Source organism: Sphaerotilus microaerophilus (assembly GCF_023734135.1).
GTDB classification, from domain to species: domain Bacteria; phylum Pseudomonadota; class Gammaproteobacteria; order Burkholderiales; family Burkholderiaceae_C; genus Sphaerotilus; species Sphaerotilus microaerophilus.
Genome location: NZ_AP025730.1, coordinates 5,726,621 through 5,749,859 on the forward strand (window position 1 = coordinate 5,726,621; position 23,239 = coordinate 5,749,859).

Annotated in this window: 18 protein-coding genes; 12 read left to right on the top strand and 6 right to left on the bottom strand. The window is 69.8% G+C overall.

Annotated features, from left to right (window positions below; translation table 11 throughout):
* Positions 1 to 57 precede the first annotated feature (57 nt).
* From cyoE to NGK70_RS24870, 3 genes are all read left to right on the top strand, one after another.
* Entirely contained in the window at positions 58 to 939 is an 882-nt protein-coding gene (cyoE, locus tag NGK70_RS24860) for a heme o synthase (RefSeq protein WP_251971114.1), read from the top strand.
* Between the two features lie 4 nt (positions 940 to 943).
* Entirely contained in the window at positions 944 to 2,128 is a 1,185-nt protein-coding gene (locus tag NGK70_RS24865) for a COX15/CtaA family protein (protein ID WP_251971115.1), read from the top strand.
* A gap of 147 nt (positions 2,129 to 2,275) precedes the next feature.
* Positions 2,276 to 2,851, top strand: a complete 576-nt coding sequence (locus NGK70_RS24870; RefSeq protein ID WP_428985627.1) for an SCO family protein — start codon at positions 2,276 to 2,278, stop codon at positions 2,849 to 2,851.
* 39 nt (positions 2,852 to 2,890) lie between these two features.
* Here the strand turns inward: NGK70_RS24870 and NGK70_RS24875 are convergent, their stop codons facing one another.
* Positions 2,891 to 4,780 carry an ATP-binding cassette domain-containing protein gene (locus NGK70_RS24875; protein ID WP_346433170.1) on the bottom strand — a complete coding sequence of 630 codons (1,890 nt, stop codon included), beginning with the start codon at positions 4,778 to 4,780 and terminating at the stop codon, positions 2,891 to 2,893.
* A 110-nt stretch (positions 4,781 to 4,890) separates the two neighbouring features.
* Positions 4,891 to 5,466: a peptidoglycan-associated lipoprotein Pal gene (pal, locus tag NGK70_RS24885; protein WP_251971116.1), complete on the bottom strand. Its 576-nt coding sequence runs from the start codon at positions 5,464 to 5,466 to the stop codon at positions 4,891 to 4,893.
* A gap of 322 nt (positions 5,467 to 5,788) precedes the next feature.
* Here pal and NGK70_RS24890 point away from each other — a divergent pair, with 322 nt between their 5' ends.
* Positions 5,789 to 6,028, top strand: a complete 240-nt coding sequence (locus NGK70_RS24890; protein WP_251971117.1) for a hypothetical protein — start codon at positions 5,789 to 5,791, stop codon at positions 6,026 to 6,028.
* Here the strand turns inward: NGK70_RS24890 and lnt are convergent.
* Together lnt and NGK70_RS24900 are read right to left on the bottom strand one after the other, a co-directional pair.
* Positions 6,014 to 7,594 (bottom strand): apolipoprotein N-acyltransferase, encoded by a 1,581-nt coding sequence (gene lnt / locus NGK70_RS24895; protein WP_310742563.1) that lies wholly within the window; start codon positions 7,592 to 7,594, stop codon positions 6,014 to 6,016. The genes NGK70_RS24890 and lnt overlap by 15 nt on opposite strands.
* 1 nt (position 7,595) lies before the next feature.
* The gene (locus NGK70_RS24900) at positions 7,596 to 8,492 is read right to left on the bottom strand and encodes a CorC family transporter (RefSeq protein WP_428985555.1); all 897 of its coding nucleotides are present in this window, start codon (positions 8,490 to 8,492) and stop codon (positions 7,596 to 7,598) included.
* Between the two features lie 191 nt (positions 8,493 to 8,683).
* On the opposite strand from NGK70_RS24900, the gene NGK70_RS24905 reads away from it, so the two are divergent.
* The 7 genes from NGK70_RS24905 (at position 8,684) to NGK70_RS24935 (ending at position 17,747) form a co-directional block, all read left to right on the top strand.
* Entirely contained in the window at positions 8,684 to 9,763 is a 1,080-nt protein-coding gene (locus NGK70_RS24905) for a CobW family GTP-binding protein (RefSeq protein ID WP_251971118.1), read from the top strand.
* A gap of 220 nt (positions 9,764 to 9,983) precedes the next feature.
* Entirely contained in the window at positions 9,984 to 10,472 is a 489-nt protein-coding gene (gene dksA, locus NGK70_RS24910) for an RNA polymerase-binding protein DksA (protein WP_251971119.1), read from the top strand.
* A 47-nt stretch (positions 10,473 to 10,519) separates the two neighbouring features.
* Positions 10,520 to 12,283, top strand: coding sequence for an STAS domain-containing protein (locus NGK70_RS24915; protein WP_251971120.1), 1,764 nt, complete (start codon positions 10,520 to 10,522; stop codon positions 12,281 to 12,283).
* A 134-nt stretch (positions 12,284 to 12,417) separates the two neighbouring features.
* Positions 12,418 to 12,954 (top strand): ATP-dependent protease subunit HslV, encoded by a 537-nt coding sequence (hslV, locus tag NGK70_RS24920; protein ID WP_251971121.1) that lies wholly within the window; start codon positions 12,418 to 12,420, stop codon positions 12,952 to 12,954.
* Between the two features lie 2 nt (positions 12,955 to 12,956).
* Positions 12,957 to 14,315 (top strand): ATP-dependent protease ATPase subunit HslU, encoded by a 1,359-nt coding sequence (gene hslU / locus NGK70_RS24925; protein WP_251971122.1) that lies wholly within the window; start codon positions 12,957 to 12,959, stop codon positions 14,313 to 14,315.
* 92 nt (positions 14,316 to 14,407) lie between these two features.
* A complete protein-coding gene (locus tag NGK70_RS24930; protein WP_251971123.1) occupies positions 14,408 to 16,858 on the top strand; it encodes an EAL domain-containing protein in 2,451 nt (816 codons plus the stop codon).
* A gap of 43 nt (positions 16,859 to 16,901) precedes the next feature.
* A complete protein-coding gene (locus NGK70_RS24935; RefSeq protein ID WP_251971124.1) occupies positions 16,902 to 17,747 on the top strand; it encodes a potassium channel family protein in 846 nt (281 codons plus the stop codon).
* A 1-nt stretch (position 17,748) separates the two neighbouring features.
* On the opposite strand, the gene NGK70_RS24940 is transcribed toward NGK70_RS24935, so the two are convergent.
* Complete coding sequence (locus NGK70_RS24940) at positions 17,749 to 18,510, bottom strand: type III pantothenate kinase (RefSeq protein WP_251971125.1); 762 nt, start codon at positions 18,508 to 18,510, stop codon at positions 17,749 to 17,751.
* A gap of 93 nt (positions 18,511 to 18,603) precedes the next feature.
* Positions 18,604 to 19,254: a hypothetical protein gene (locus tag NGK70_RS24945; protein WP_251971126.1), complete on the bottom strand. Its 651-nt coding sequence runs from the start codon at positions 19,252 to 19,254 to the stop codon at positions 18,604 to 18,606.
* Between the two features lie 572 nt (positions 19,255 to 19,826).
* On the opposite strand from NGK70_RS24945, the gene icmF reads away from it, so the two are divergent.
* Positions 19,827 to 23,117 (top strand): fused isobutyryl-CoA mutase/GTPase IcmF, encoded by a 3,291-nt coding sequence (icmF, locus tag NGK70_RS24950; protein ID WP_251971127.1) that lies wholly within the window; start codon positions 19,827 to 19,829, stop codon positions 23,115 to 23,117.
* The last annotated feature ends 122 nt before the right edge of the window (positions 23,118 to 23,239 follow it).

Consider the following 23,239-nt stretch of genomic DNA (forward strand, 5'->3'; position numbering starts at 1 on the left):
CCCGGGTGGCAACCGAACACAACGGATTCCAGTCGCACAGCAGCAGCAGGAGGGGCGATGAGCGCGGTAGTTCTCGACAAGGGGGTCGTCAGCCAGTTCGTTGCGTTGACCAAGCCCCGCGTGGTTTCGCTGGTGGTGTTCTGCGCGGTGATCGGCATGTTCCTGGCCACGCCAGGCCTGCCGGCGCCGGACGTGGTGTTCTTCGCCACCATCGGCATTGGCCTGACCGCTGGCTCGGCCGCGGCGGTGAACTGCCTGATCGAGCAGCGCATCGACGCCGTGATGATGCGCACGCGGCGGCGCCCGCTGCCCTCGGGCGCGCTGACGTCGATGCAGACGGTGACCTTTGCCTTCATCGTCGGCGGCGTGGGGCTGTTCCTGCTGCACCGCTTCGTCAACCCGCTGACGATGTGGCTGACCTTTGCCACCTTCGTCGGCTATGCGCTGATCTACACCGTCTGGCTCAAGCCGGCCACGCCGCAGAACATCGTGATCGGCGGCGCCTCCGGCGCCATGCCGCCGGTGCTGGGCTGGGCCGCGGTGACCGGGCAGGTGCCGGTGGAGGCGATGCTGCTGTTCCTGATCATCTTCGTCTGGACGCCGCCACACTTCTGGTCGCTGGCCCTGTACCGCACGCAGGATTACGCCCGCGCCGGTTTGCCGATGCTGCCGGTGACGCATGGCGCCGAGTACACGCGCAAGATGATCCTGCGCTACACGATCGGCCTGTTCGTGGTGTCGCTGCTGCCCTACGCCTTCGGCATGAGCGGGCCGCTGTACCTGCTCTCGGCTGCGGGCCTGAGCGGTGTGTTCGTGCTGCGCGCGGTGCGCATGCTGCGCCACTACAGCGATGCGTTGGCGCGCTCGACCTTCAAGTACTCGATCTGGTACCTCGCCGCGCTGTTCTCCGCGCTGCTGGTGGACCACTACCTGACCTGAACCCGTGGTCCTGAGCGGGGTCGACTGGGGTCCGGCCGCCCAGCTGGCGGCGATCGGCGCTTCGGTGGCGGCCTCCTTTGCGGGCCTGATGGCCTGGCGGCAGCGCCGCTCGCACCGCAGCGTCCACTCACGCCTGCGGGCGCTGACCTGGCTGACGCTGTTCCTGACCTTCGACCTGATCGTCTTCGGCGCCTTCACCCGCCTGTCGGATTCCGGCCTCGGCTGCCCGGACTGGCCGGGCTGCTACGGTCAGGCCAGTCCGCTGGGAGCCAACGCCCCCATCAGCGCGGCCCAGCAGGCCCTGCCAAGCGGGCCAGTCACCCACGGCAAGGCCTGGGTGGAGATGCTGCACCGTTACCTGGCAACCTCGGTGGGGGCGCTGATCACCGCGATGATGCTCTGGCATGCCCGGCTGGCGTTGCGGGCACGCAACAACGATACCGGAGTCTGCCCGGACACGCACGGGCAGGTCTGGCCGGCCTGGACCGCGCTGATCTTCCTCTGGGTCATCGCGCAGGGCGCCTTCGGCGCGCTCACCGTGACGATGAAGCTCTACCCGGCCATCGTGACCGGCCACCTGCTCGGCGGGCTGGGCCTGCTGGCGCTGCTGGCCGTGCTGGCCCGGCGCCAGACCCGGGATGCGCCCCACACCCCGGCCTTGTCGGCGCGCGGGCGCTGGTCCGTGCGCGCCGTGCTGGCGCTGGTGATCATGCAAGTGACACTGGGCGGCTGGGTGAGCACCAACTATGCGGTGCTGGCCTGCCAGGACTTCCCGACCTGCCAGGGCCAATGGTGGCCGGCGATGGACCTGACCACCGGCTTCCAATGGCAGCGCGAACTCGGTCAGACGGCGGAGGGTGGCTTCCTGCCCTTTGCCGCGCTGACTGCCATCCATGTCGTGCACCGGCTGGGCGCGCTGGTGGTGGTTGCCGCGGTCGGCACGCTCGCCTGGCGCCTGTGGCGGCACGGCCTCCCGCGGGCCGGCGGGCTGCTTGCCGGCCTGGTGGCCTGGCAGGTGGCCAGCGGTGTGTCCAACGTGCTGTTCGACTGGCCGCTGGCGGCAGCGCTGGCGCACACGGCCGGTGCGGCGTTGCTGATGGGCGCGCTGGCGGCCTTGAGCGTGGTCACGCCCGTCGCTCGCCCGGGACTGGCGGGGGATGACCGCGGGGGTATGCTCGCGTCCCGGTGAGCGTGCGGCCCTGACGGGTGGCACGTTTCGATTCCTGCCCGAGATCCGGCCGTGACCCTTCCCCTGCAAGACGCCCTCCTCGCTCCCGTTGTCACCGCTGCGCCCACGGCCGACAGGTTCCGCCGTCTGTGGCTGATCACCGGCCTGCTGGCGGGCGCGGCGCTGCTGCCCGGCTGCGACCGCCTCGGCGCGCCGAAGGCCAGCCCCTTCAAGTCGCTGGACATCAGCGGCGCCACCTATGCACGCGAACTGAACCTGCGCGACCCCGACGGCCGGCGCCGCAGCCTGGGCGAGCTCAAGGGCAAGCTGGCGGTGGTGTTCTTTGGCTACACGCAGTGCCCGGACGTCTGCCCCACCACGCTGACCAACCTGGCCGAGGCCCAGCGGCTGCTCGGCGCCGATGGCGACAAGCTGGTTGGCGTGTTCGTCTCCGTCGACCCGGAGCGCGACCGGCCCGAGCTGCTGAAGTCCTACGTCGGCAGCTTCAACCCGAACTGGCTGGGCCTGTGGGGCACGGCAGATGAAGTGGCTGCAGCGGCCAAGGAGTTCAAGGTCTTCTACCGCAAGGTGCCGGGCAAGACCGAGAGCAGCTATACGGTGGACCACACCGCCGCTTCCTACGTCTACGACACCCAGGGCCGAATCAGGCTGTACGTGCGCCACGCCACCCCGCCAGCCGAGCTGGCCGCCGACCTGAAGAAGCTGCTGGACGAGGCCCGCTGAGCGGGCCGGCACCGCCTTCAGTGCCGGCTCAGCGACGGTTCAGCGGCTGGACAGCGACTCCCAGCGGTCGAGCAGCTCCAGCAGCGCCTCCTCGATCTGCGCATGGCGGGCATGCACCTCGGCGATGCGCTCGGGCGTGCGGGTGTAGAGGTCGGTGCCGGCCATCGCCTCGGCCAGGGTCCGCTGCTCGGTCTCCAGCGCGTCGATGCGCGCCGGCAGCTCGTCCAGCTCGCGCTGCTCCTTGTAGCTGAGCTTGCGGCGCACGGCCGGTGCGGCGTCGACCGGCACGGCCGCAGGCGCCTGGGCCGGCGCCGGCTTGGGGACAGCCACGGCCTGCTGCTGTTGTTGCGCCAGGGCCGCCGCACGTTGCGACTGCTGCAGCCAGTCCTCGACGCTGCCCTCGTACTCGCGCCAGCGGCCCTCGCCCTCGGCGACCAGGGTGGAGGTGACCACCGCGTCCAGGAAGCGCCGGTCGTGGCTGACCACGAACACCGTGCCCGGGTAGGACTGCAGCAGGTCCTCCAGCAGCTCCAGCGTGTCGATGTCCAAGTCGTTGGTCGGTTCGTCGAGCACCAGCACGTTGGCGGGCTTGGCGAACAGCCGTGCCAGCAGCAGGCGGTTGCGCTCACCGCCGGAGAGGCTGCTCACCGGCGAGTTGGCCCGGGCGGGTGAGAAGAGGAAGTCGCCCAGATAGCCCATGATGTGCTTGCGCACCCCGCCGATCTCGACCCACTCGCTGCCGGGGCTGATGGTGTCGGCCAGCGTCGCCTCGGGGTCGAGCGCCTCGCGCATCTGGTCGAAGTAGGCCACCTGGATCTGCGTGCCGCGGCGCACCGTGCCGGCATCGGGCGCCAGTTCGCCCAGGATCAGGCGCAGCAGCGTGGTCTTGCCGGCGCCGTTGGCACCGATCAGGCCGACCTTGTCGCCACGCAGGATCGTCACATTCAAGTCGCGCACGATCGGGCGTGCTCCGAAGGACTTCGACACGCTCTCCAGCACCGCGACGATCTTGCCGCTGGGCACGCCGGCATCGACCTCCAGCTTGGCACGGCCGACCACGTCGCGGCGCGCCGCCCGCTGGGCGCGCAGCTGCTGCAGCCGGCCCACGCGGCCGACGCTGCGGGTGCGCCGCGCCTCGACCCCCTTGCGGATCCAGACCTCCTCCTGCGCCAGCAGCTTGTCGGCCCGGGCGTTGGCCAGCGCCTCGGCGTGCAGCTCGCGCTCCTTGGCGGCCTCGTAGGCGGCAAAGCTGCCCGGGTAGCTGCGCAGCAGGCCGCGGTCCAGCTCCAGGATGCGGGTGGCCACGGCGTCGAGGAAGGCGCGGTCGTGCGTGATCACCACCAGCGCGCCACGGAAGCTCTTGAGCAGCTCCTGCAGCCAGAGGATGGCGTCGAGGTCGAGGTGGTTGGTCGGCTCGTCGAGCAGCAGCACCTCGGGCGAGGCGGCCAGCGCCTGGGCCAGTGCGACGCGCTTGCGCTGGCCGCCGGAGAGGTCGTCCACCTTCGCGTCGGCACGCAGGCCGAGCCGGTCGAGCGTCTGGTCGACGCGCTGCTCCCAGGTCCAGCCGTCCAGCGCCTCGATGCGGCTTTGCAGTGCGTCCAGGTCCTCCCCGGGGGCATGCGCCTCGTAGCGCTGGCGCAGGTCGCGCACCTCGGCCAGGGCGTCGGACACCGCCTCGAACACGCTCACCCCTGGGCGGAAGGCCGGTTCCTGCGGCACGTAGTGGCGGCGCAGGCCCTGCTGCAGCTGCAGCATGCCGTCGTCCAGGCGCTCCAGCCCGGCCAGGATCTTCAGCAGCGAGGACTTGCCCGTGCCGTTGCGGCCGATCAGGCCGAGCCGCTCCCCGGGCTCCAGCGACATCGCCGTGTGGTCGAGCAGCGGAACGTGCCCGAAAGCCAGGCAGGCATCTTGGAGGGTGAGCAGGGCCATGGGAAGGATGAGGAGCGGCGCGGCATTATGGGCCGGCCGCTGGCGCCTGCTGGAAACGGGCGGGGCCGCTGGGTGGGTCGACCCGGCGCGGCGATCAAGCCATCAGGCGATCACTTGTAGCGGATGTCGGCGCGGCGGTTCTCGGCCCAGGCGGCCTCGTCGTGGCCGGTGGCCTTCGGGCGCTCCTCGCCGTAGCTGACGGCTTCGAGCTGCTCGTCGTTGGCGCCCAGCAGCTTGAGCGATTGCACCACGGCCTGGGCGCGCTTCTGGCCCAGGGCGAGGTTGTACTCGCGGCTGCCCCGCTCATCGGCGTTGCCCTCGATCGACACCTTCAGCGTGCGTGCCGAGGCCAGGTACTTGCCGTGCGCCTCGACCACGGGGCGGTCCTCGGCGCGGATCACGAACTGGTCGAAGTCGAAGTAGATGCTGCGCTGGCGCGAGATCGGGCTGGCCGGGTCGAGGTGGGCGGCCGCCGTGCTGGCGCCGGGCTTGGCTGCACCCAGGTCCACCGCCGCCACCCTGGACTCTGGCGCCGCCTGGGGGGCCGCGGGCGTGCCCGGCGCGGCAGGGGCAGTGGCCGCCGTGGTCGACGACGCAGGGGCAGTGGCCGGCGCCTCGACCTTCGGGGGGTTGGAGCAGGCGGCAAGCGCCAGTGTCAGCATCGTGACAGAAGCCAAACGGAACATGACGAAATCCTGTTGGGGAGTGTGAAGGCAGCGAGGATGTATCGCCCAGGTGCCTGACAGCGCGGGCGGGCTGGCTGACTCTACACGACCATGATTCAGCCATCAGGATCAAAAAGATACCGTGGTGCGGTGCAGGCTGCGGGGGATCGGAGAGCTTGCTTGCGTCGCCATGTTCCTTGATCACGACCACCTCGGGGTCGCACCGCGGCCTGCCCTGGCCCCGGATGCGCCGGAAGCACCCGTCAATTCGGCGCTTGCATCGGCCGGCCCCTGCATCACGATGGCCCCCTTCAATGGCGACAGTCGCCCCCGGGAGCCGTTCATGGCCTGCGTCGACCCTCCGTTTCCCTACCGCATCCCCGACGCCGGGCTGCGCCAGCCACCCGACCTGCTCGCACTGACCGACCTCAAGTGGGTGATGAGTGCCTACGTCGGGCGCATCGACATCCAGCGCCTGCTGAGCGACTCGGCCTACGCCCGGCGTTGCCTCGACGAGGCCCGCGCGACGCCCTCCGAACTGGTGCAACGGCTTGCGGCGCGGGTGCTCTCACCGCTGATCTGACGACCGGCCCCGGCGCCGGCGCATGGCGGGCCCCGCCAGCCAGGCGATCCCGGCCAGCGCCAGGACCCACAACGGCCACAGCCGCAGGCGGGATGCCCACCAGGCAAAGGGCGTGGTGCCGCTGCGGCCGGTGACGTCGCCTTCCAGCACGCCGCGCTGGTACGGCGCCAGCCGATGGGTGACCTGCCCGCGGTGGTCGATCACTGCCGTGGCCCCCGTATTGGTGGCCCGCAGCATCGGCCGCTGCAGCTCCAGGCTGCGCAGCCGCGAGATGTGCAGATGCTGGTCCACCGCCACCGTCTCGCCGAACCAGCCGATGTTGCTGACGTTGGCCAGCAGCGTGGGCGCCGGGTGCTCGCCGTTCCAGCGCGCAGCCAGTTCCTCGCCGAACAGATCCTCGTAGCAGATGTTCGGCGCCACCCACTCCCCATTCACCGGAAAAGATGGCGCTGCCCGCGGCCCGCGGGAGAAGTCGCCCAGCGGGATGCGCATTGCATCGACGAACCAGCGGAAGCCCGGCGGGATGAACTCGCCGAAGGGCACCAGGTGGTGCTTGTCGTAACGGTACTCGCCAGGCCGGTTGCCGACCGCGGGGGCCAGGCCGACCACCGAGTTGGTGTAGCCCGCCCCCAGGTCCCCCAGCGGCATGCCGACCAGCGCATGGCTGCGGCCGGCAGCGAAGTGAGCGGTCAACCGGTCCCAGAACCCCTGCGGCAACTGCTCCGGCAGCAGCGGGATGGCCGTCTCCGGCGCCACCACCAGGTCGCTGCGCGCGGCGGTCAGCGCCCGCGCGTGCCAGGCCAGGGTCGCGGGCAGGCGGGTGTAGTCGAACTTCTCGTCCTGCGGCACATTGCCCTGCAGCAGCGTGACGCTCAGGCGGGTGGTGGGCATGGTGAAGTCCGGCCCGCGCCAGGCGGGCAGCAGCGTCAGCGCCAGCGCGGGGGCGAGCGCCCAGAGCCGCCGCGCACCGCGCGCCTCCAGGGCCTGCAACGCCGACCAGGCCGCGAGCGCCGCCGCCGCCGCGCCCATGCCGTAGACGCCCAGCCAGGGCGCGAGGACGGCCAGCAGCGAATCGACCTGCGCATAGCCGGCCGCCCCCCAGGGGAAGCCGGTCAACCACTGCGCCCGGGCCAGTTCGCCGGCCAGCCACAGCAGCGCCCACAGCACCACGGCACGCCAGCGAGAGGCGGGCGCCCAGGCGGCAAACGCCGCCGCACCGGCGGCCGGATACAGCGCCATCGCCGCCGCAAGCGCTGCCACGGCCACCCCCGCCAGCGCCGCCGGCAGGTGCCCGTAGCGGTGCATGCTGACGAACAGCCAGAAGAAGGTGCCCAGCATCCAGGCAAACCCGAAGGCCAGGCCGAGCGCCGCGCCGCGCCGCACGCTGGCGCCCGGGAGCACCGCGACCAGCAGCGCCAGCGCCACGACTTGCAGGCCACCCAACGGCAGCGGCGCCAGCGACAGCGCCTGCAGCGCGCCGCCCAGCACGGCCAGCGCGAACGCAGCGCCACGAGACAGGCCAAAGCCGACCAGCGGTGAGCCACCGCCCCGCGGGAACAAGGCCACTTCAGCCCACCGCGACCGACGGGGCCGGCGCAGGAACCCGCTGGACCCGGAACCAGCGCACCGCGCCGCCGCGCGTGAGCATCACGCTGAACGACAGCCCGCCCACCGATACCGTCTCGCCGCGCCGCGGCACCCGGCCGAGGTGGTCGGCGATCAGGCCGCCGATGGTCTCGAACTCGTCGGGCGGCAGATCCACGCCAAAGGCGGCGTTGACCGCCTCGATGGCCACATCGCCGGCCACCCGCTGGCTGCCATCGGCCAGGGTGTAGATGCCGGTCTCGCCGTCCTTGTCGTCGAACTCGTCCTCGATCTCGCCGACGATCTCCTCCAGCACGTCCTCGATCGTGATCAGGCCGGCACAGCGGCCGAACTCGTCGATGACGATCGCGAGGTGATTGCGGTTGGAGCGGAAGTCACGCAGCAGCTCATTCAAGCCCTTGGACTCGGGCACGAACACCGCCGGGCGCAGCAGGGTGCGCAGGTTCAGCTCGGGGGCGCGCTGCAGCTTGAGCAGGTCCTTGGCGAGCAGGATGCCGATCAGGTTCTCGTGGTCGCCCTCGTAGACCGGAAAGCGCGAGTGCCCGGTCTCGATGACCAGCGCCAGCAGCTCGTCATAGGGCGCCGCAATGTCCAGCAGGTCCATGCGGGGCGCTGCCACCATCGCATCGCCGGCGGTGAGGTCGGCCATGCGGATCACGCCTTCGAGCATCGAGCGCGACTCGGGATCGATCAGCTCGCGCTCCTCGGCGTCGGCCAGGGTCTCGATCAGCTCGTCGGTGGAGTCCGGTCCGGGTGACAGGAACTCGCGCACCCGCTCCAGCAGGCTGCGACGATCCCCCGCGTGGGCACGTGCGCCCTCACGCAGGTGGCGGGCAGTGGATTGAGGAGGTTCGGACACAGGACGTGCCAAAGTGAAGATGCAACAAGAATAACTGATGCCGATGACGGATTGGCACCCGCCGCCCCTGCGCTCACGCCCGCCCTGCAACCGGCGCCAGGGAGTGGTCCAATGCAGGCTGTCCGCCGCCCGCCGCCCCCTTTTGGCAGGCAGGCGGGGCCGCCCTCCCCCAGAGACCCCAGAGAGTTTCCATGTCCACTGGCCTGATTCCCGCCACCATCCTCACCGGCTTCCTCGGCTCCGGCAAGACGACCCTGCTCAAGCGCGTGCTCAGCGAGGCGCACGGCCAGAAGATCGCCGTGATCGAGAACGAGTTCGGCGAAGAGAACATCGACACCGACATCCTGGTCTCCGAGACGAAGGAGCAGATCATCCAGATGAGCAACGGCTGCATCTGCTGCACCATCCGCGAGGACCTGCGCCAGACGCTGGCCGACCTGGCGCTGCGCCGCCGCAAGGGCGAGCTGGATTTCGAGCGCGTCGTCATCGAGACCACCGGCCTGGCCGACCCCGGCCCGGTGGCGCAGACCTTCTTCATGGACGACGAGGTGGCCGAGGCCTTCCTGCTCGACTCCATCCTGACCCTGGTGGACGCCAAGCACGCCGAGCAGCAGCTCGACGACCGCCAGGAGGCGCGCCGCCAGGTGGGCTTTGCGGACCAGATCTTCCTGAGCAAGACCGACCTGGTCGACGAGGCCGCCGTCGAGGCGCTGTCGCACCGCCTCAAGCACATGAACCCGCGCGCGCCCCAGCAGCGTGTGCACTTCGGCGAGGTGCCGATCGCCCAGGTGTTCGACCTGCGCGGCTTCAACCTCAATGCCAAGCTGGAAATCGACCCGGACTTCCTGGCCGCCGCCGACGACCACGGGCACAACCATGGTCATGACCATGCCGATGACCACGATCACGGCCATGACCACCACGATCACGGGCCGGGAGAACCCTGCAACCACCCGCATCACCACCACCACGACGATGACGTGAAGTCCTTCGTCTTCCGTGCCGAGCGGCCCTTCAACCCGGCCAAGCTGGAGGACTTCCTCGGCTCGGTGGTGCAGATCTACGGCCCGCGCATGCTGCGCTACAAGGGTGTGCTGTACATGCAGGGAACGGAGCGCAAGGTGATCTTCCAGGGTGTGCACCAACTCATGGGCAGCGACCTGGGCCCTCAGTGGAACAAGGACGAACTCCGCCAGAGCCGCATGGTCTTCATCGGCATCGACCTGCCGCGCGAGGTCTTCCAGCAAGGTCTGGACCACTGCCTGGCGTGAAGGCCGACACGGCCTCGCTTTGACCCGGGATCACCCCCCCACGCCACCGGCGTGACATGGCTACAATCCGCGCGCCCAAACCGGCCCAAGCCGGCCGCAGGGCAATCCAGGTCCATAACAATACCCAGGCCCGCCCGCCACGGCGGCGAGGCTCCTTGCGGCAGCGCGATGGTCCAGCTCCGAGCGCGTCCCTACTGAAGTCAGCCAATCGAGTCGCCCCATGCCACAGACCGCCACCCCCCGCTCGCTGCCCACGGCCGACCCGAAGCTCGCCAATGCCTGGAAGACCAAGTCCGGCAGCGAGCTGACCGAGAGTGAACTGCTGTCCATGCCCGACAGCGAGTACATGAACGACAAGCAGCTCGAATTCTTCCGCACCTGCCTGATGAAGCAGAAGGACGACCTGCTGTCCAACGCCGGCGAGACGACCGAGCACCTGCGCGAAGACACCTCCATCGTCCCCGATCCGGCCGACCGCGCCACCATCGAGGAAGAGCACGCGCTGGAGCTGCGCACCCGAGACCGCGAACGCAAGCTGCTCAAGAAGATCTCGCAGGCCATCTCCCGCATCGATTCCGGTGACTATGGTTACTGCGATGAAACAGGTGAGCCCATCGGTTTGCGCCGTCTGCTGGCCCGCCCCACCGCTACACTGTCACTCGAAGCGCAGCAGCGCCGCGAACTCAAGCAAAAACTCTTCGGGGACTGAGCCGCAGCCGGTCGTTACACCCGTGGCCTCCGGCACCGCTCCACACCATGTCTGAATCCAAGGATCCACCCAAGAGCGGCTTCTTTCGCAAGGTGGTGCGCTTTGCGCTCAACCCCACCACCGACTGGGCGGACCTGAACAACCCGAGCTCGGAGCAGCACGAGGACGACGCCGCGCGCTCCGAGATCAAGGCGATGATCGAGCGCAAGCGGCGCAACGACTTCGTGCGCAAGCGCGAATTCGACATGCTGCGCAAGATCCGCCGCGAGGGGCTGACCGGCGACGGTCTGGCCGGGCTCGAAGGCCTGTCGCACCTGGATGACTCCGAGGTCCGCATCAACGATGGCGGCGCCCGGGCAGACAACGGCGTCAAGGACAAGATCGACGCGATCGAGCGGCAGATGGTGGGCGAGTCGGCCTCGATGCCGGCGCGTCGCGGTGCGGCGGTGATGCGCTCGGTGACCCCCTCGCTGTCGGACTCCTTCTTCTCCGCTACCACCGCACCGCAGGTGATGGCCACCTCGCCGGTGCTGACCGACGCCTTCAAGCCCACTACGCCGATGCAGCTGGAGCCGGCGATGCTGGCCTCGCCGCCCCCGGCCGCGCAGACCCGCTCGGGTACGCCCTCCGACATGATGGGCAAGGGCGTCTCCGCGATGTCGCCGCTGCATGGCAGCAGCGAGGATCCATCCAACGCCTTCGCCTTCGAGGTCAACGAGCTGGCCCACGACGCCGAGCTCGACGAGGCGGTGATCGCCTTCGCCAACGCCGACTTCGACCAGTGCGAGCGCGTGCTGCAGGACTTGGTGCACCCCGGCGGGCTGCGCTCCCACCATTCGGAAACCTGGCTGGCGCTGTTCGACCTCTACCGCGCCACGGGCCAGCAGCAGAAGTTCGAGACGCTGGCGATGGACTACCTCCAACGCTTCGGCTGGTCCGCTCCCCAGTGGTACTCGCTGCCGCGCATGGTCGCCGAGCAGGCCGCCCAGGACCGCCCGCGCAGCAAGGCGCCCCGGACCACCCCGCAGATCGACGCCACCGTCGGCTGGGTCGCGCCGGAACGGCTCGACGCCGACGGCATCGCGCAGCTGCGCTCGCAACTGCTGCAGCTGCCGCTGCCCTGGGTGCTGGACTGGCGCCAGGTGCGCCGCATCGACGCCCAGGCCTGCACCGCGCTGACCCGGCTGCTGCACGAGTGGGCCGACCAGCCGGTGGAGATGCACTGGATCGGCGGCGAGCGCTTCTTCCAGATCCTTGCAGATGCCGCCCCGGCGGGCATGCGCGATGCCGACCCCGCCTACTGGATGCTGCGCCTGGAGGCCCTGCGCCTGGCGAACCGGGCCCCGGAGTTCGACCAGACCGCGATCGACTACTGCATGACCTACGAGGTGTCGCCGCCATCGTGGGCCCCGGCACGCTGTGCCCTGAACATGGCCAGCACCTCCGGCGTGACGATTGCGCACCCGACCCACACGGCCGACGTCTCGACCGGCTTCATGGAGTCCGAGCCGCTCGACGAGGGCTCGCCGGCGGTGGCCAACGTCGAACTCAACGGCCAGCTGGTGGGTGACATCAGCGCGCTGCTGAAGGAACTCGAAGCCCAGATCGGCTCGGCCAGCCTGATCAACGTGTCCTGCGGCCGGCTGATCCGCGTCGACTTCATCGCCGCCGGTGACCTGCTGAACTGGGTGCTGCTGCGGCGCGGCGAGAACCGCTCGGTGAGCTTCATCGACGCCCACCGGTTGGTCGCGCTGTTCTGCGGCGCCATGGGCATCAACGAGCACGCCCGCGTCACCGTGCGCAACGTCTGACCCGCGGCGGGCGCAACGAGGGCGACCGCCCGCTGCGCCGCCGCCCCTTCCCGCGCAATCAAGTCTTCAAGTCCGGGCACCGTCACGTTTCACGGTGCTTGTGATGGCCCCTTCCATCCCCAGATCCAAGCTCCATGGAATCCTTTCACGGCACCACCATCGTCAGCGTGCGGCGCGGCGACCGGGTGGCGATCGGCGGCGACGGCCAGGTCACGCTGGGCAACATCGTCGTCAAGTCCACCGCGCGCAAGGTACGGCGCCTGTACCGTGACCAGGTGCTGGCCGGCTTTGCCGGTGCGACGGCCGACGCCTTCACGCTGTTCGAGCGCTTCGAGTCCAAGCTGGAGAAGCACCAGGGCCACCTGGTGCGCGCGGCGGTGGAGCTGACGCGCGACTGGCGCACCGACCGCGTGCTGCGCCGGCTGGAGGCCATGCTGGCCGTGGCCGACCGCAGCGCCTCGCTGATCATCACCGGCAACGGCGACGTGCTGGAACCCGAGCAGGGCATCGTCGCGATCGGCTCCGGCGGCGCCTACGCCCAGGCCGCGGCGCGGGCCCTGCTGCTGCACACCGAGATGGCACCGGCCGAGGTGGTCAAGCGCTCACTGGAGATCGCCGGCGACCTGTGCATCTACACCAACCAGTCCCACACCATCGAAACGCTGGATTGAGCATGAGTTCCATGACGCCCCAGGAGATCGTCTCCGAACTCGACCGCCACATCGTCGGCCAGAAGGATGCCAAGCGCGCCGTGGCGATTGCGCTGCGCAATCGCTGGCGGCGCCAGCAGGTCGATGAGAAGCTGCGCCACGAGATCACGCCGAAGAACATCCTGATGATCGGCCCCACCGGCGTGGGCAAGACCGAGATCGCCCGCCGCCTGGCGCGGCTGGCCGACGCACCCTTCATCAAGGTCGAGGCGACCAAGTTCACCGAGGTGGGCTATGTCGGCAAGGACGTGGACACCATCATCCGCGACCTGGTCGACAGCGCCGTCAAGCAGGAGCGCGAACGCCAGGTCGTCCTGATGCGCACCCGTGCCGAGGATGCCGCCGAGGACCGTGTCCTCGACGCTCTGGTGCCGCGCCCACGCAGCGAGTTCGGCTTTGCCGACGGCAGCAGCTCCGGCAGCGGCGGCGCGGGAAGCGCTGGCGAGGGCGCCGCCCGCCAGGTGATGCGCAAGCGCCTGCGCGAGGGCACGCTGGACGACAAGGAGATCGAGATCGAGGTCGCCGAGGCCAAGCCCACGCTGGAGGTCATGGGCCCGGCGGGCATGGAGGAGATGGCCGAGCAGCTGCGCGGCATGTTCTCCCAGCTGGGCCAGGGCAAGCGCAAGACGCGCAAGATGACCATCGCCGAGGCGCGCAAGCTGCTCATCGACGAAGAGGCCCAACGGCTGGTCAATGAGGATGAGATCAAAACCCGCGCGCTGCACAACGCCGAGCAGAACGGCATTGTCTTCATCGACGAGATCGACAAGGTGGCCAGCCGCTCGGATGCCCAGGGCGCCGACGTCTCCCGCCAGGGCGTGCAGCGCGACCTGCTGCCACTGGTGGAGGGCACCACCGTCAGCACCAAGTACGGCATGGTGAAGACGGACCACATCCTCTTCATCGCCTCGGGCGCCTTTCACCTGGCCAAGCCCAGCGACCTGATCCCGGAGCTGCAGGGGCGCTTTCCGATCCGCGTCGAGCTGGGCTCTTTGTCGGTCGATGACTTCGAGGCCATCCTGACCAGCACCCACGCCAGCCTGCTCAAGCAGTACCAGGCCCTGCTGGCCACCGAGGGTCTGACGCTGTCCTTCGCGCCCGAGGCGGTGCGGCGCCTGGCCGAGATCGCCCACGCGGTCAACGAACGGACCGAGAACATCGGCGCTCGGCGGCTTGCCACCGTGATGGAGCGCCTGCTCGACGAGATCTCCTTCGACGCCCCGCGGCGCAGCGGCGAAACCATCGTCATCGACGCGGCCCTGGTCGACAGCCGGCTGGCCAGTCTGGCAGCCAACGAGGACCTCTCGCGCTTCATCCTCTGACCCACCCCCCCTCGCTCAGGGGGGTGGTACAGACACGTGGCAGCAAAGGCCGCTGCCTATCATGGCCGGCTGGTGCCCCTCGCCCCCTCTTCATGACCACCCGTCCGGCCCGAGCCTCCTCTGCCAACAGCCGCCTGCCCCGCGACGCCAGCCCCGGCTGGGACGAGCTGGGACTCGCGGTGGCGCAGCTCGCCTGCGACGGCCGCCTGCTGCGCGGCAACCGCACCTTCCTGGCACTGACGCGGGGCCTGCCCGGCGAGCCTGGCCAACCCGGCATGGACTGGCTGCAGCTGCTGGCCCCGTCCGCCCGCGGCGCCTTCTTCGCCGCGCTGGCCGAACGCCGCAGCAGCATCGAGCCCCTGCCCTGCACGGTGGCCAACGGGCGCGAGCCGCGCTGGCTCGCCTTCACCCTGCGCTGGCGGCCGGCGGGCACCGAGTGCGTGGCGGTGCTGCACGACGTCACCGAGCTGCAGCGCAGCGAGGCCCTCGCCACAGCGCATTTCGACCAGCTGCGTGACCTGGCCGACCGCGTCCCGCTGATGATGGGCTACCACGAGGCGGGCGAGCTGCGCTGCACCTACGCCAACCAGCCCTACGCCCACGCCTTCGGCTTCGACGTGCAGGCCATCCACGGCTGCAGCATCCCGCAGGTGCTGGGCGAGGAACTGGCCCAGCAGGTGCAGCCCTTCATCGCCCAGGCGCTGCGCAGCGGCCAGCGCTGCAGCTGCGAGCAGGAGATCGAGCTGGCCGACGGCCACCGCGTCTGGACCGAGGTGGCCTTTGCCCCCCAGCACGACGACGCGGGCCGGGTGCAGGGCCTGTTCGTGCTGCTCAGCGACCTGACACGCCACCGCAGCGCCGAGCGGGCGATGATCGAGTCGGAGGAGCGCCTGGCCAAGTTCATGCAGGCCAGCGTGGAGGGCATCCTCTTCCACCGCGACGGCCGCATCGCCGACGCCAATCCCGCCATCTGCGAGCTGCTCGGCCAGACGCTGCACGAGTTGCTCGGCCGCCGCGTGCTGGACCTCATCGCGCCCGAGCAGCGCAGCCGCGTGGCCCACGTCGCTGCCGCCGGCAAGGACGTGACCTACGAGACCGCCCTGATGCACCGCGACGGCAGCCGCCTGCCGGTGGAGTTCATCGAACGCAGCAGCCTGCAGCAGGGCCTGCACATGCGCATGACCATCGTGCGCGATGTGCGCGACCGCCACGCCGCCCAGGCCCGCCTGCACTACCTGGCCCACCACGACCCCCTCACCGGGTTGCCCAACCGCGCCGCCTTCCTGGCCCAGCTGGAGCACCTGATGGTGGCCGCACGCGCCGCGGGCACGCAGCTGGCCCTGCTTTTCATCGACCTGGACCATTTCGAGCGCGTCAACGACTCGGTGGGCCACACCGCCGGCGACGCCCTGCTCAAGACCGTGGCGCGGCGCATCGGCGAGCAGGTGCGCAGCACCGACCGCCTCGCCCGCTTCGGGGGCGACGAGTTCATGGTGCTGCTACCGGGCGTGCGCGACCCGGCCGACGTGATCCATGTCGCCAACAAGCTGCTCACCGCCGTGTCCGCACCGCTGGCCATCGAGGGCCGGCCGATCTCGGTGACGCCCTCGCTGGGCATTGCGTTGTATCCGCGCGACGGTGAGACGCCCGACGTGCTGATCAAGCACGCTGACGCGGCGATGCACGTGGCCAAGGCGCGCGGGCGTGCCACCTACGCGATCTTCGAGCCACAGGTGGCCACCTCCGCCTACGCCAACTTGGTACTGGAAGGCCAGCTCGGCCACGCCATCGAGCACGGCGAGTTCGCCCTGCTGTTCCAGCCGCAGGTGCGCACCCGCGACGGCATGCCGGTGGGCGTCGAGGCACTGATCCGCTGGCAGCACCCCGAGCGCGGCCTGCTCGCCCCCGACGAGTTCATCGCGCTGGCCGAGCAGCACCGGCTGATCGTGCCGATCGGCGCCTGGGTGCTGCGCGAAGCGGCCCGCTGTGCACGCCACTGGCACCAGCACGGCCTGGACCTGACGGTGGCGGTGAACCTGTCGACCCTGCAGTTCCAGGCGCCGGGCTTTGTCGACTCGATCGACCGGCTGCTGAAGGAAACGGGCCTGCCCACTGGCTGGCTGGAACTGGAGCTGACCGAGCGCATGCTGATGGACGACGTCCCCGCCGTGCGCGAACGACTGCTGCAGCTGCGCGCACTCGGGGTGAAACTGTCGGTGGACGACTTCGGCACCGGCTACTCCTCGCTGGCGCACCTGAAGGAGCTGCCGATCGACAAGATGAAGATCGACCGATCCTTCGTGCGCGAACTGCCCGGCCAGCGCCAGGCGACCGCGATCGCACGCGCCATCATCCAGCTCGCCAGCGGCCTGGGCCTGGGCGTGGTGGCCGAGGGGGTCGAGACCGACGCGCAGCGCCGCTTCCTCGCCGAGGCTGGCTGCGAGCAGCTGCAGGGCCTGGGCATCAGCCCGCCGTTGACCGCCCCCCACCTGGAGAGCTGGGTCCGCTCGCGCCGCAGCGCGCTCGACAGCAGCCCCGCTTGATGCAACCCGGGGTATGTCGCCACCGGCCTGCTAGGCTGCCGGCATGACCCGCTCAGCCTCGCCGCACCGACCGCAACCGTCGCGCCTCCTGCGCGAGGTGTCACGGCACTGGGACGTGCTGCGCGGGCGCTGGCCGGTGCTGCTGGCTCTCACGGCGACCATCCCGGCGTTCTACGTCGAACTGCTGGACGGCGCACCGACGCCCCTGGCCGCCGCGGCCTATGCGCTGGCCGCCATGGTGGTGGCCGGCAACGAGTGGCTGGGCGCACGCCGCGCCCGCGTGGCCGCGCACGGCCGATCCATCAGCTCCTGGCGGCTGATGATCGTGGTGGCGCTGGTGATCGGCCTGCTGCTGGCCGCGGCCCTGCCGCCCAGCGCCGGATCGCCCGTGGCCCTCGCGGTGCGCGGTGCCACAGCGCTGTTGACGCTGATCTACATGGTCTGGTCGATGCAGCGCCTGTTCGAGCGCGGCAGCCTGCCGGTGCTGCTGCTGCTCGCGCTGACCGTGCTGGCGCTGTGCGGCGGCGGCTTCTGGTGGCTGGAGCCCAACGCACCGACGCTGGCCGACGGCCTGTGGCTGGCCTTCGTGACCGCGGCCACCGTGGGCTATGGCGACATCGTGCCGAGCACGCCTGCGGCCAAGATCTTCTCGGTCTTCGTGGTGCTGCTGGGCTGGGGCGTACTGACCCTGGTGACGGCCGCCATCTCGTCGATGTGGGTGGAATCGTCCGAGCGGCGCCTGGAGCGCGACATCCTGCAGGACCTGCACCGCGAGGTGGGCTACCTGCGGCAGGAGCTGGCCACGCTGCGCGCGGAGGTGCATCGCAACGCAATGCCGCCCGACCCTGGGCAGGCCACCGCGCCGCCACAGCCCGGCGACACCCGCTGACTCAGGCACGCTCCTGGGCGATGCGCAGCAGGCCCTCGAAGATCAGCATGTCCAGCACCTCGAAGCCCAGCGGCGTGATCGGCGCGAGCTTGACCGCGGCACCGCCGGTCATGAACAGGGCCGGCTCGGCGCCGCATTCCTCGATGACGTGGCGATGCATGCGCTCGATGGCCCCGGCGATCGCGTAGGTACCGCCGCTCATCAGCGCATCGCTGGTGTTGGTCGGGAAGCGCTTGATGTCGCCCGTGGGCACATGCAACCCGGCGGTGCCACTCTCCAGCGCCTTGAGCATCAGGCCGAAGCCGGGCAGGATGAGCCCGCCCAGGAAGCGGCCGTCGGCCGACACCGCGTCCACCGTCACCGCAGTGCCCACCATCACCACCAGGGCGGGGCGCGGCGCCCCCTGGTCGAGCACACGCCCACGCGCGCCGATGATCGCCGCCCAGCGGTCCGAACCCAGCCGCGAAGGGTGCTCGTAGCCGTTGACGACGCCGCAGGACCGCTCCTCGGAGACCACCCAGCGTGGCCGCAGGTCCCACACATCGAGCTGTTCCTCGGCCCGGCGGCGCACCGCCTGCCCGGCCACGGCACAGCCCAGCATGGCCGTCGGTGCCGGCAGGTCCGCCCAGGCCTGCTCGGCCAGGGACTCGATCTGTTCCAGGTAGACCGCTCCATGCGACTGCAGCGTCGCCCCCGCCTCACAGCGGTCGTACAGGCCCCACTTCAGGCGGGTGTTACCGATGTCCACGACGAGAAAACTCATGCGCAAGCGAACCGTACAAGGGTTGAGGGGGAAAAACGGCAGCGGATCCGGGATGCCCGGGCCGCCAGTGTCGGCGAAATACGGTCCATGGCATCAGGCCGCCAGCAGCGCCTCGACGCGCTGGATCACCAGCCGCGCATCGGCCAAGTGGCGCGGGCGGCTCAGGCGCGCCTGCACCTCCGGCAGCAGCGCGCGCAACTGGGCCCGGCTGCGCGAGCGCCGCACGCGCAACATGGTGACCGCCCCGACCACGGGCGCCGTCGACAGCAGGGCCTGCAGGACCACGCTGCGCGCCTGGGCCAAGGCCGGGTCATGGCCCTCCAGCGCAGACAGTTCCGTGTTGCTCACCGGCTCGCCAAAACCGACCGAATCCTCGGACGAGGAGAACACCCGCGGCAGCGAAGACAGGTCGGTGGGCCAGCCAAAGGGCAGCGAGTCCATGGGGTCACCCTCGCCCGATCGCGTTGACCGATGCGGACCGGTCTGCTGCGTCGGTGCCCAGGCGGACTCGGAAGCCTCGACCGCCCCCTGGCTGACCGGCGCGGCCATCACGATCAGGCCCAGCGCGAGCAACTCGTCCACGTAGGCCCGCGGGACGCCAGCTTGCTCGCCCAAGCGGACCACGTCTGCCAGACTGCGTCGACCATCGACCAAGAACAGCAGCGTGCGGTGCCGCTGGGACAGGCGCCGCTCACGCGCGGCGAGTTCGGCATGGCCAGCTGCGGTCTTGCAGGGAATCACCAAGGTCGGCCCTCGTGGTGACACAGCGCCTCCGGCGGATGCCGGCCGGCGTGTTCAAGCCTGCATTGTGTGCGCAAATGCCCGGAAGTGAACGACCGTTCGGCCCACCACGGGATTCAGCGCGGCATGCACGCCACGGTGGCTGCCCTGCGCGGTTGGCCCGCCGCGCCCGCGATGGCGGCGCCCAGGGGTGGGGAAAAAGACGGCGTCGCGATCGCTCCCCCTGTCGCCAGTGCCTGCGCACCACCGGCAGGGACGACCGGACGCCGTTGTCCAACAATGTCCCACCTAGCGAGGCCACAGGACCGTGACCTCAACAAGGGTGATGCAGGAGGCGTGCCAGGCCCGGCGGGCCCGCACACCGGCCGCGCGCCCCCCGCGTGCACCGTCAGCGCACCTTCAGGACCTCATGATGCCCGGGCTCCGGCCCAGACGCCCCGGGTTGGTGCAGCCTGTCGATCGGGTCCGACCGGAGTGACGTTTACGTAAACGTCAAATTAGAATCAGCTTCGAGGTTCAGGATCGTCCGGTTCACCGACACCACCGCCTGAGCACCCGACCTGGAGACACCCCGAATGACCGACCTGTCCGCCGAATACCAGTCGCTGGCGAACTACCGCCCGACGCACAAGGTGCGCTTCGTCACCGCCGCCAGCCTCTTCGACGGCCACGACGCCTCGATCAACATCATGCGGCGCATCCTGCAGGGCATGGGCGCCGAGGTGATCCACCTGGGCCACAACCGCTCGGTGGACGAGGTGGTCACCGCCGCGCTGCAGGAGGATGCGCAGGGCATCGCCGTCAGCTCCTACCAGGGCGGCCACGTCGAGTACTTCAAGTACATGGTCGAGTTGCTGAGGCAGCGCGGCGGCGCGCACATCCAGGTCTTCGGCGGCGGCGGCGGCGTGATCGTGCCGGCCGAGATCCGCGACCTGGCGGCCCACAACGTGCGCATCTTCAGCCCGGAGGACGGCCAGCGCATGGGCCTGGCCGGCATGATCGGCGAAATGGTGATGCGCTGTGACCACAGCCTGTCCGAGCACGCGCCGAAGGAACTGGCCGCGATCCAGGGCGGCAGCGAAGCCGCCTGGCGCTCCCTGGCCCAACTCATCACCGCGCTGGAGAACGGCGACGCCGACGCCGCGCTGGTCGCCGCCGTGCGCGAGGCCGCGCAGGGCAGCCAAACCCCGGTCGTCGGCATCACCGGCACCGGCGGCGCGGGCAAGTCCAGCCTGACCGACGAGCTGATCCGCCGTTTCCGGCTCGACCTGGACGACAGCCTGCGCATCGCCGTGGTCAGCATCGATCCCTCGCGCCGCAAGAGCGGCGGTGCGCTGCTGGGCGACCGCATCCGCATGAATGCCACCGGGCCGTGGAAGAACGGTGCGCGCGTCTACATGCGTTCGCTCGCCACCCGGGACACCGGCAGCGAGATCAGCGCCGCGTTGCCCGACGTGGTCGCCGCCGCCAAGGTGGCCGGCTTCGACCTCATCATCGTCGAGACCTCCGGGATCGGCCAGGGCGACGCCGCCATCGTGCCGCACGTCGACATCCCGCTGTACGTGATGACGCCCGAGTTCGGCGCCGCCAGCCAGCTGGAGAAGATCGACATGCTCGACTTCGCCGAGTTCGTGGCGATCAACAAGTTCGACCGCAAGGGCGCTGCCGATGCGCTGCGCGACGTGGCCAAGCAGGTGCAGCGCAACCGCGAGGCCTTCGGCCAGCGCCCCGAGCAGATGCCCGTTTTCGGCACCATGGCCAGCCGCTTCAACGACGACGGCGTCACCGCGCTCTACCAGGCGCTCAAGGCCCGCCTGGTGGAGCAAGGCCTGGCGCTCGCCGAGGGCCGCCTGCCGCCGGTGGCCACGCGCCACAGCACCCAGCAGACCCCGGTGGTGCCACCGGCCCGGGTGCGCTACCTGGCCGAGATCGCCGACACGCTGCGCGGCTACAAGGCCCGCGCGCGCCGGCAGGCCCGGCTGGCCCGCGAGGTGCAGCAGCTGCGCGAAAGCGCGCGCATGCTTCAGGAGGCCGACGCGGAGAAGTCCGGCGCGAAGAACACCGTGCTGGCCCTGGCCGACGAGCGCGAAGCCCGCCAGGACGCCGACGCCAGGAAGCTGCTGGCCCAGTGGCCGGCCATGCAGAAGGCCTACGCTGGCGACGAGTACGTGGTGAAGATCCGCGACAAGGAGATCCGCACCAACCTGGTCCACACCACGCTGAGCGGCAACAAGATCCGCAAGGTGGTTCTGCCCACCTACGAGGACCACGGTGAGGTCCTCAAGTGGCTGATGCTGGACAACGTGCCCGGCAGCTTCCCCTACACCGCGGGCGTGTTCGCCTTCAAGCGCGAGGGCGAGGACCCCACCCGCATGTTCGCTGGCGAGGGCGACGCCTTCCGCACCAACCGCCGCTTCAAGCTGGTCAGCGAGGGCATGCCCGCCAAGCGCCTGTCCACCGCCTTCGACTCGGTGACGCTCTACGGCAACGACCCCGACCCGCGCCCGGACATCTACGGCAAGGTCGGCAACTCGGGCGTGAGCATCGCCACGCTGGACGACCTGAAGGTGCTCTATTCAGGCTTCGACCTGTGCAGCCCGACCACCTCGGTGAGCATGACGATCAATGGGCCGGCGCCGAGCATCCTGGCGATGTTCATGAACACGGCGATCGACCAGCAGCTCGACAAGTTCCGGGCCGACAACGGCCGCGACGCCACCGACACTGAGGCCGAGAAGATCCGCGAGTGGGTGCTAGCCAACGTGCGCGGCACGGTACAGGCCGACATCCTGAAGGAAGACCAGGGCCAGAACACCTGCATCTTCTCCACCGAGTTCAGCCTGAAGGTCATGGGCGACATCGCCGAGTACTTCGTGCACCACGACGTGCGCAACTTCTATTCGGTCTCGATCAGCGGCTATCACATCGCCGAGGCCGGCGCGAACCCGATCAGCCAGCTCGCCTTCACGCTCAGCAACGGCTTCACCTTCGTGGAGGCCTACCTCGCGCGCGGCATGCACATCGATGACTTCGCGCCCAACCTGAGCTTCTTCTTCTCCAACGGCATGGACCCGGAGTACACGGTGCTGGGCCGCGTGGCCCGCCGCATCTGGGCGGTGGCGATGAGGGAGAAGTACGGCGCCAACGAGCGCAGCCAGAAGCTGAAATACCACATCCAGACCAGCGGGCGCAGCCTGCACGCGCAGGAGATCCAGTTCAACGACATCCGCACCACGCTGCAGGCGCTGATCGCGATCTACGACAACTGCAACAGCCTGCACACCAACGCCTTCGACGAGGCCATCACCACGCCGACGGAAGAGTCCGTGCGCCGCGCGATGGCCATCCAGCTCATCATCAACCGCGAGTGGGGCCTGGCGAAGAACGAGAACCCCAACCAGGGCGCCTTCGCGATCGAGGAGCTCACCGAGCTGGTCGAGGAGGCCGTGCTGGCCGAGTTCGAGAAAATCGCCGACCGCGGCGGCGTGCTCGGCGCGATGGAAACCGGCTACCAGCGCAGCAAGATCCAGGAAGAGAGCATGCACTACGAGATGCTCAAGCACACCGGCGAGTACCCCATCATCGGCGTCAACACCTTCCGCAACCCGCACGGCGACGCGGTGCCCGAGTCCATCGAGCTGGCCCGCTCCACCGAGGAGGAGAAGCAGTCCCAGCTCACCCGCCTGGCCGACTTCCACGCCCGCCACGCCGCCGAGGCACCTGTCCAGCTCGCCCGCCTGCAGCAGGCGGTGATCGAGAACCGCAACGTCTTCGAGGTGCTGATGGACGCGGTGCGCTGCTGCTCGCTGGGGCAGATCACGAACGCATTGTTCGAGGTGGGCGGGCAGTACCGGCGGTCGATGTAAGGCGAGGTTGTCGAGGGAACTGGCACAGGTTCCCTCCTGCAAACGGCACCGCAACTTCTCACGCCGTCGGGCCGTGTATGGCCCAAGAGCCAGCAGTTCGGCTCCCGTCCGTCCTGCTGGCG

Excerpts from the sequence above, each read along its gene's own strand:
- hslV (WP_251971121.1), top strand. The coding sequence starts at position 12,418 with ATGGAATCCTTTCACGGCACCACCATCGTCAGCGTGCGGCGCGGCGAC.
- NGK70_RS24905 (WP_251971118.1), top strand. The coding sequence starts at position 8,684 with ATGTCCACTGGCCTGATTCCCGCCACCATCCTCACCGGCTTCCTCGGC.
- hslU (WP_251971122.1), top strand. The coding sequence starts at position 12,957 with ATGAGTTCCATGACGCCCCAGGAGATCGTCTCCGAACTCGACCGCCAC.
- NGK70_RS24915 (WP_251971120.1), top strand. The coding sequence starts at position 10,520 with ATGTCTGAATCCAAGGATCCACCCAAGAGCGGCTTCTTTCGCAAGGTG.
- NGK70_RS24890 (WP_251971117.1), top strand. The coding sequence starts at position 5,789 with ATGGCCTGCGTCGACCCTCCGTTTCCCTACCGCATCCCCGACGCCGGG.
- NGK70_RS24940 (WP_251971125.1), bottom strand. The coding sequence starts at position 18,510 with ATGAGTTTTCTCGTCGTGGACATCGGTAACACCCGCCTGAAGTGGGGC.
- icmF (WP_251971127.1), top strand. The coding sequence starts at position 19,827 with ATGACCGACCTGTCCGCCGAATACCAGTCGCTGGCGAACTACCGCCCG.
- NGK70_RS24935 (WP_251971124.1), top strand. The coding sequence starts at position 16,902 with ATGACCCGCTCAGCCTCGCCGCACCGACCGCAACCGTCGCGCCTCCTG.
- dksA (WP_251971119.1), top strand. The coding sequence starts at position 9,984 with ATGCCACAGACCGCCACCCCCCGCTCGCTGCCCACGGCCGACCCGAAG.
- pal (WP_251971116.1), bottom strand. The coding sequence starts at position 5,466 with ATGTTCCGTTTGGCTTCTGTCACGATGCTGACACTGGCGCTTGCCGCC.
- NGK70_RS24875 (WP_346433170.1), bottom strand. The coding sequence starts at position 4,780 with ATGGCCCTGCTCACCCTCCAAGATGCCTGCCTGGCTTTCGGGCACGTT.
- NGK70_RS24930 (WP_251971123.1), top strand. The coding sequence starts at position 14,408 with ATGACCACCCGTCCGGCCCGAGCCTCCTCTGCCAACAGCCGCCTGCCC.
- cyoE (WP_251971114.1), top strand. The coding sequence starts at position 58 with ATGAGCGCGGTAGTTCTCGACAAGGGGGTCGTCAGCCAGTTCGTTGCG.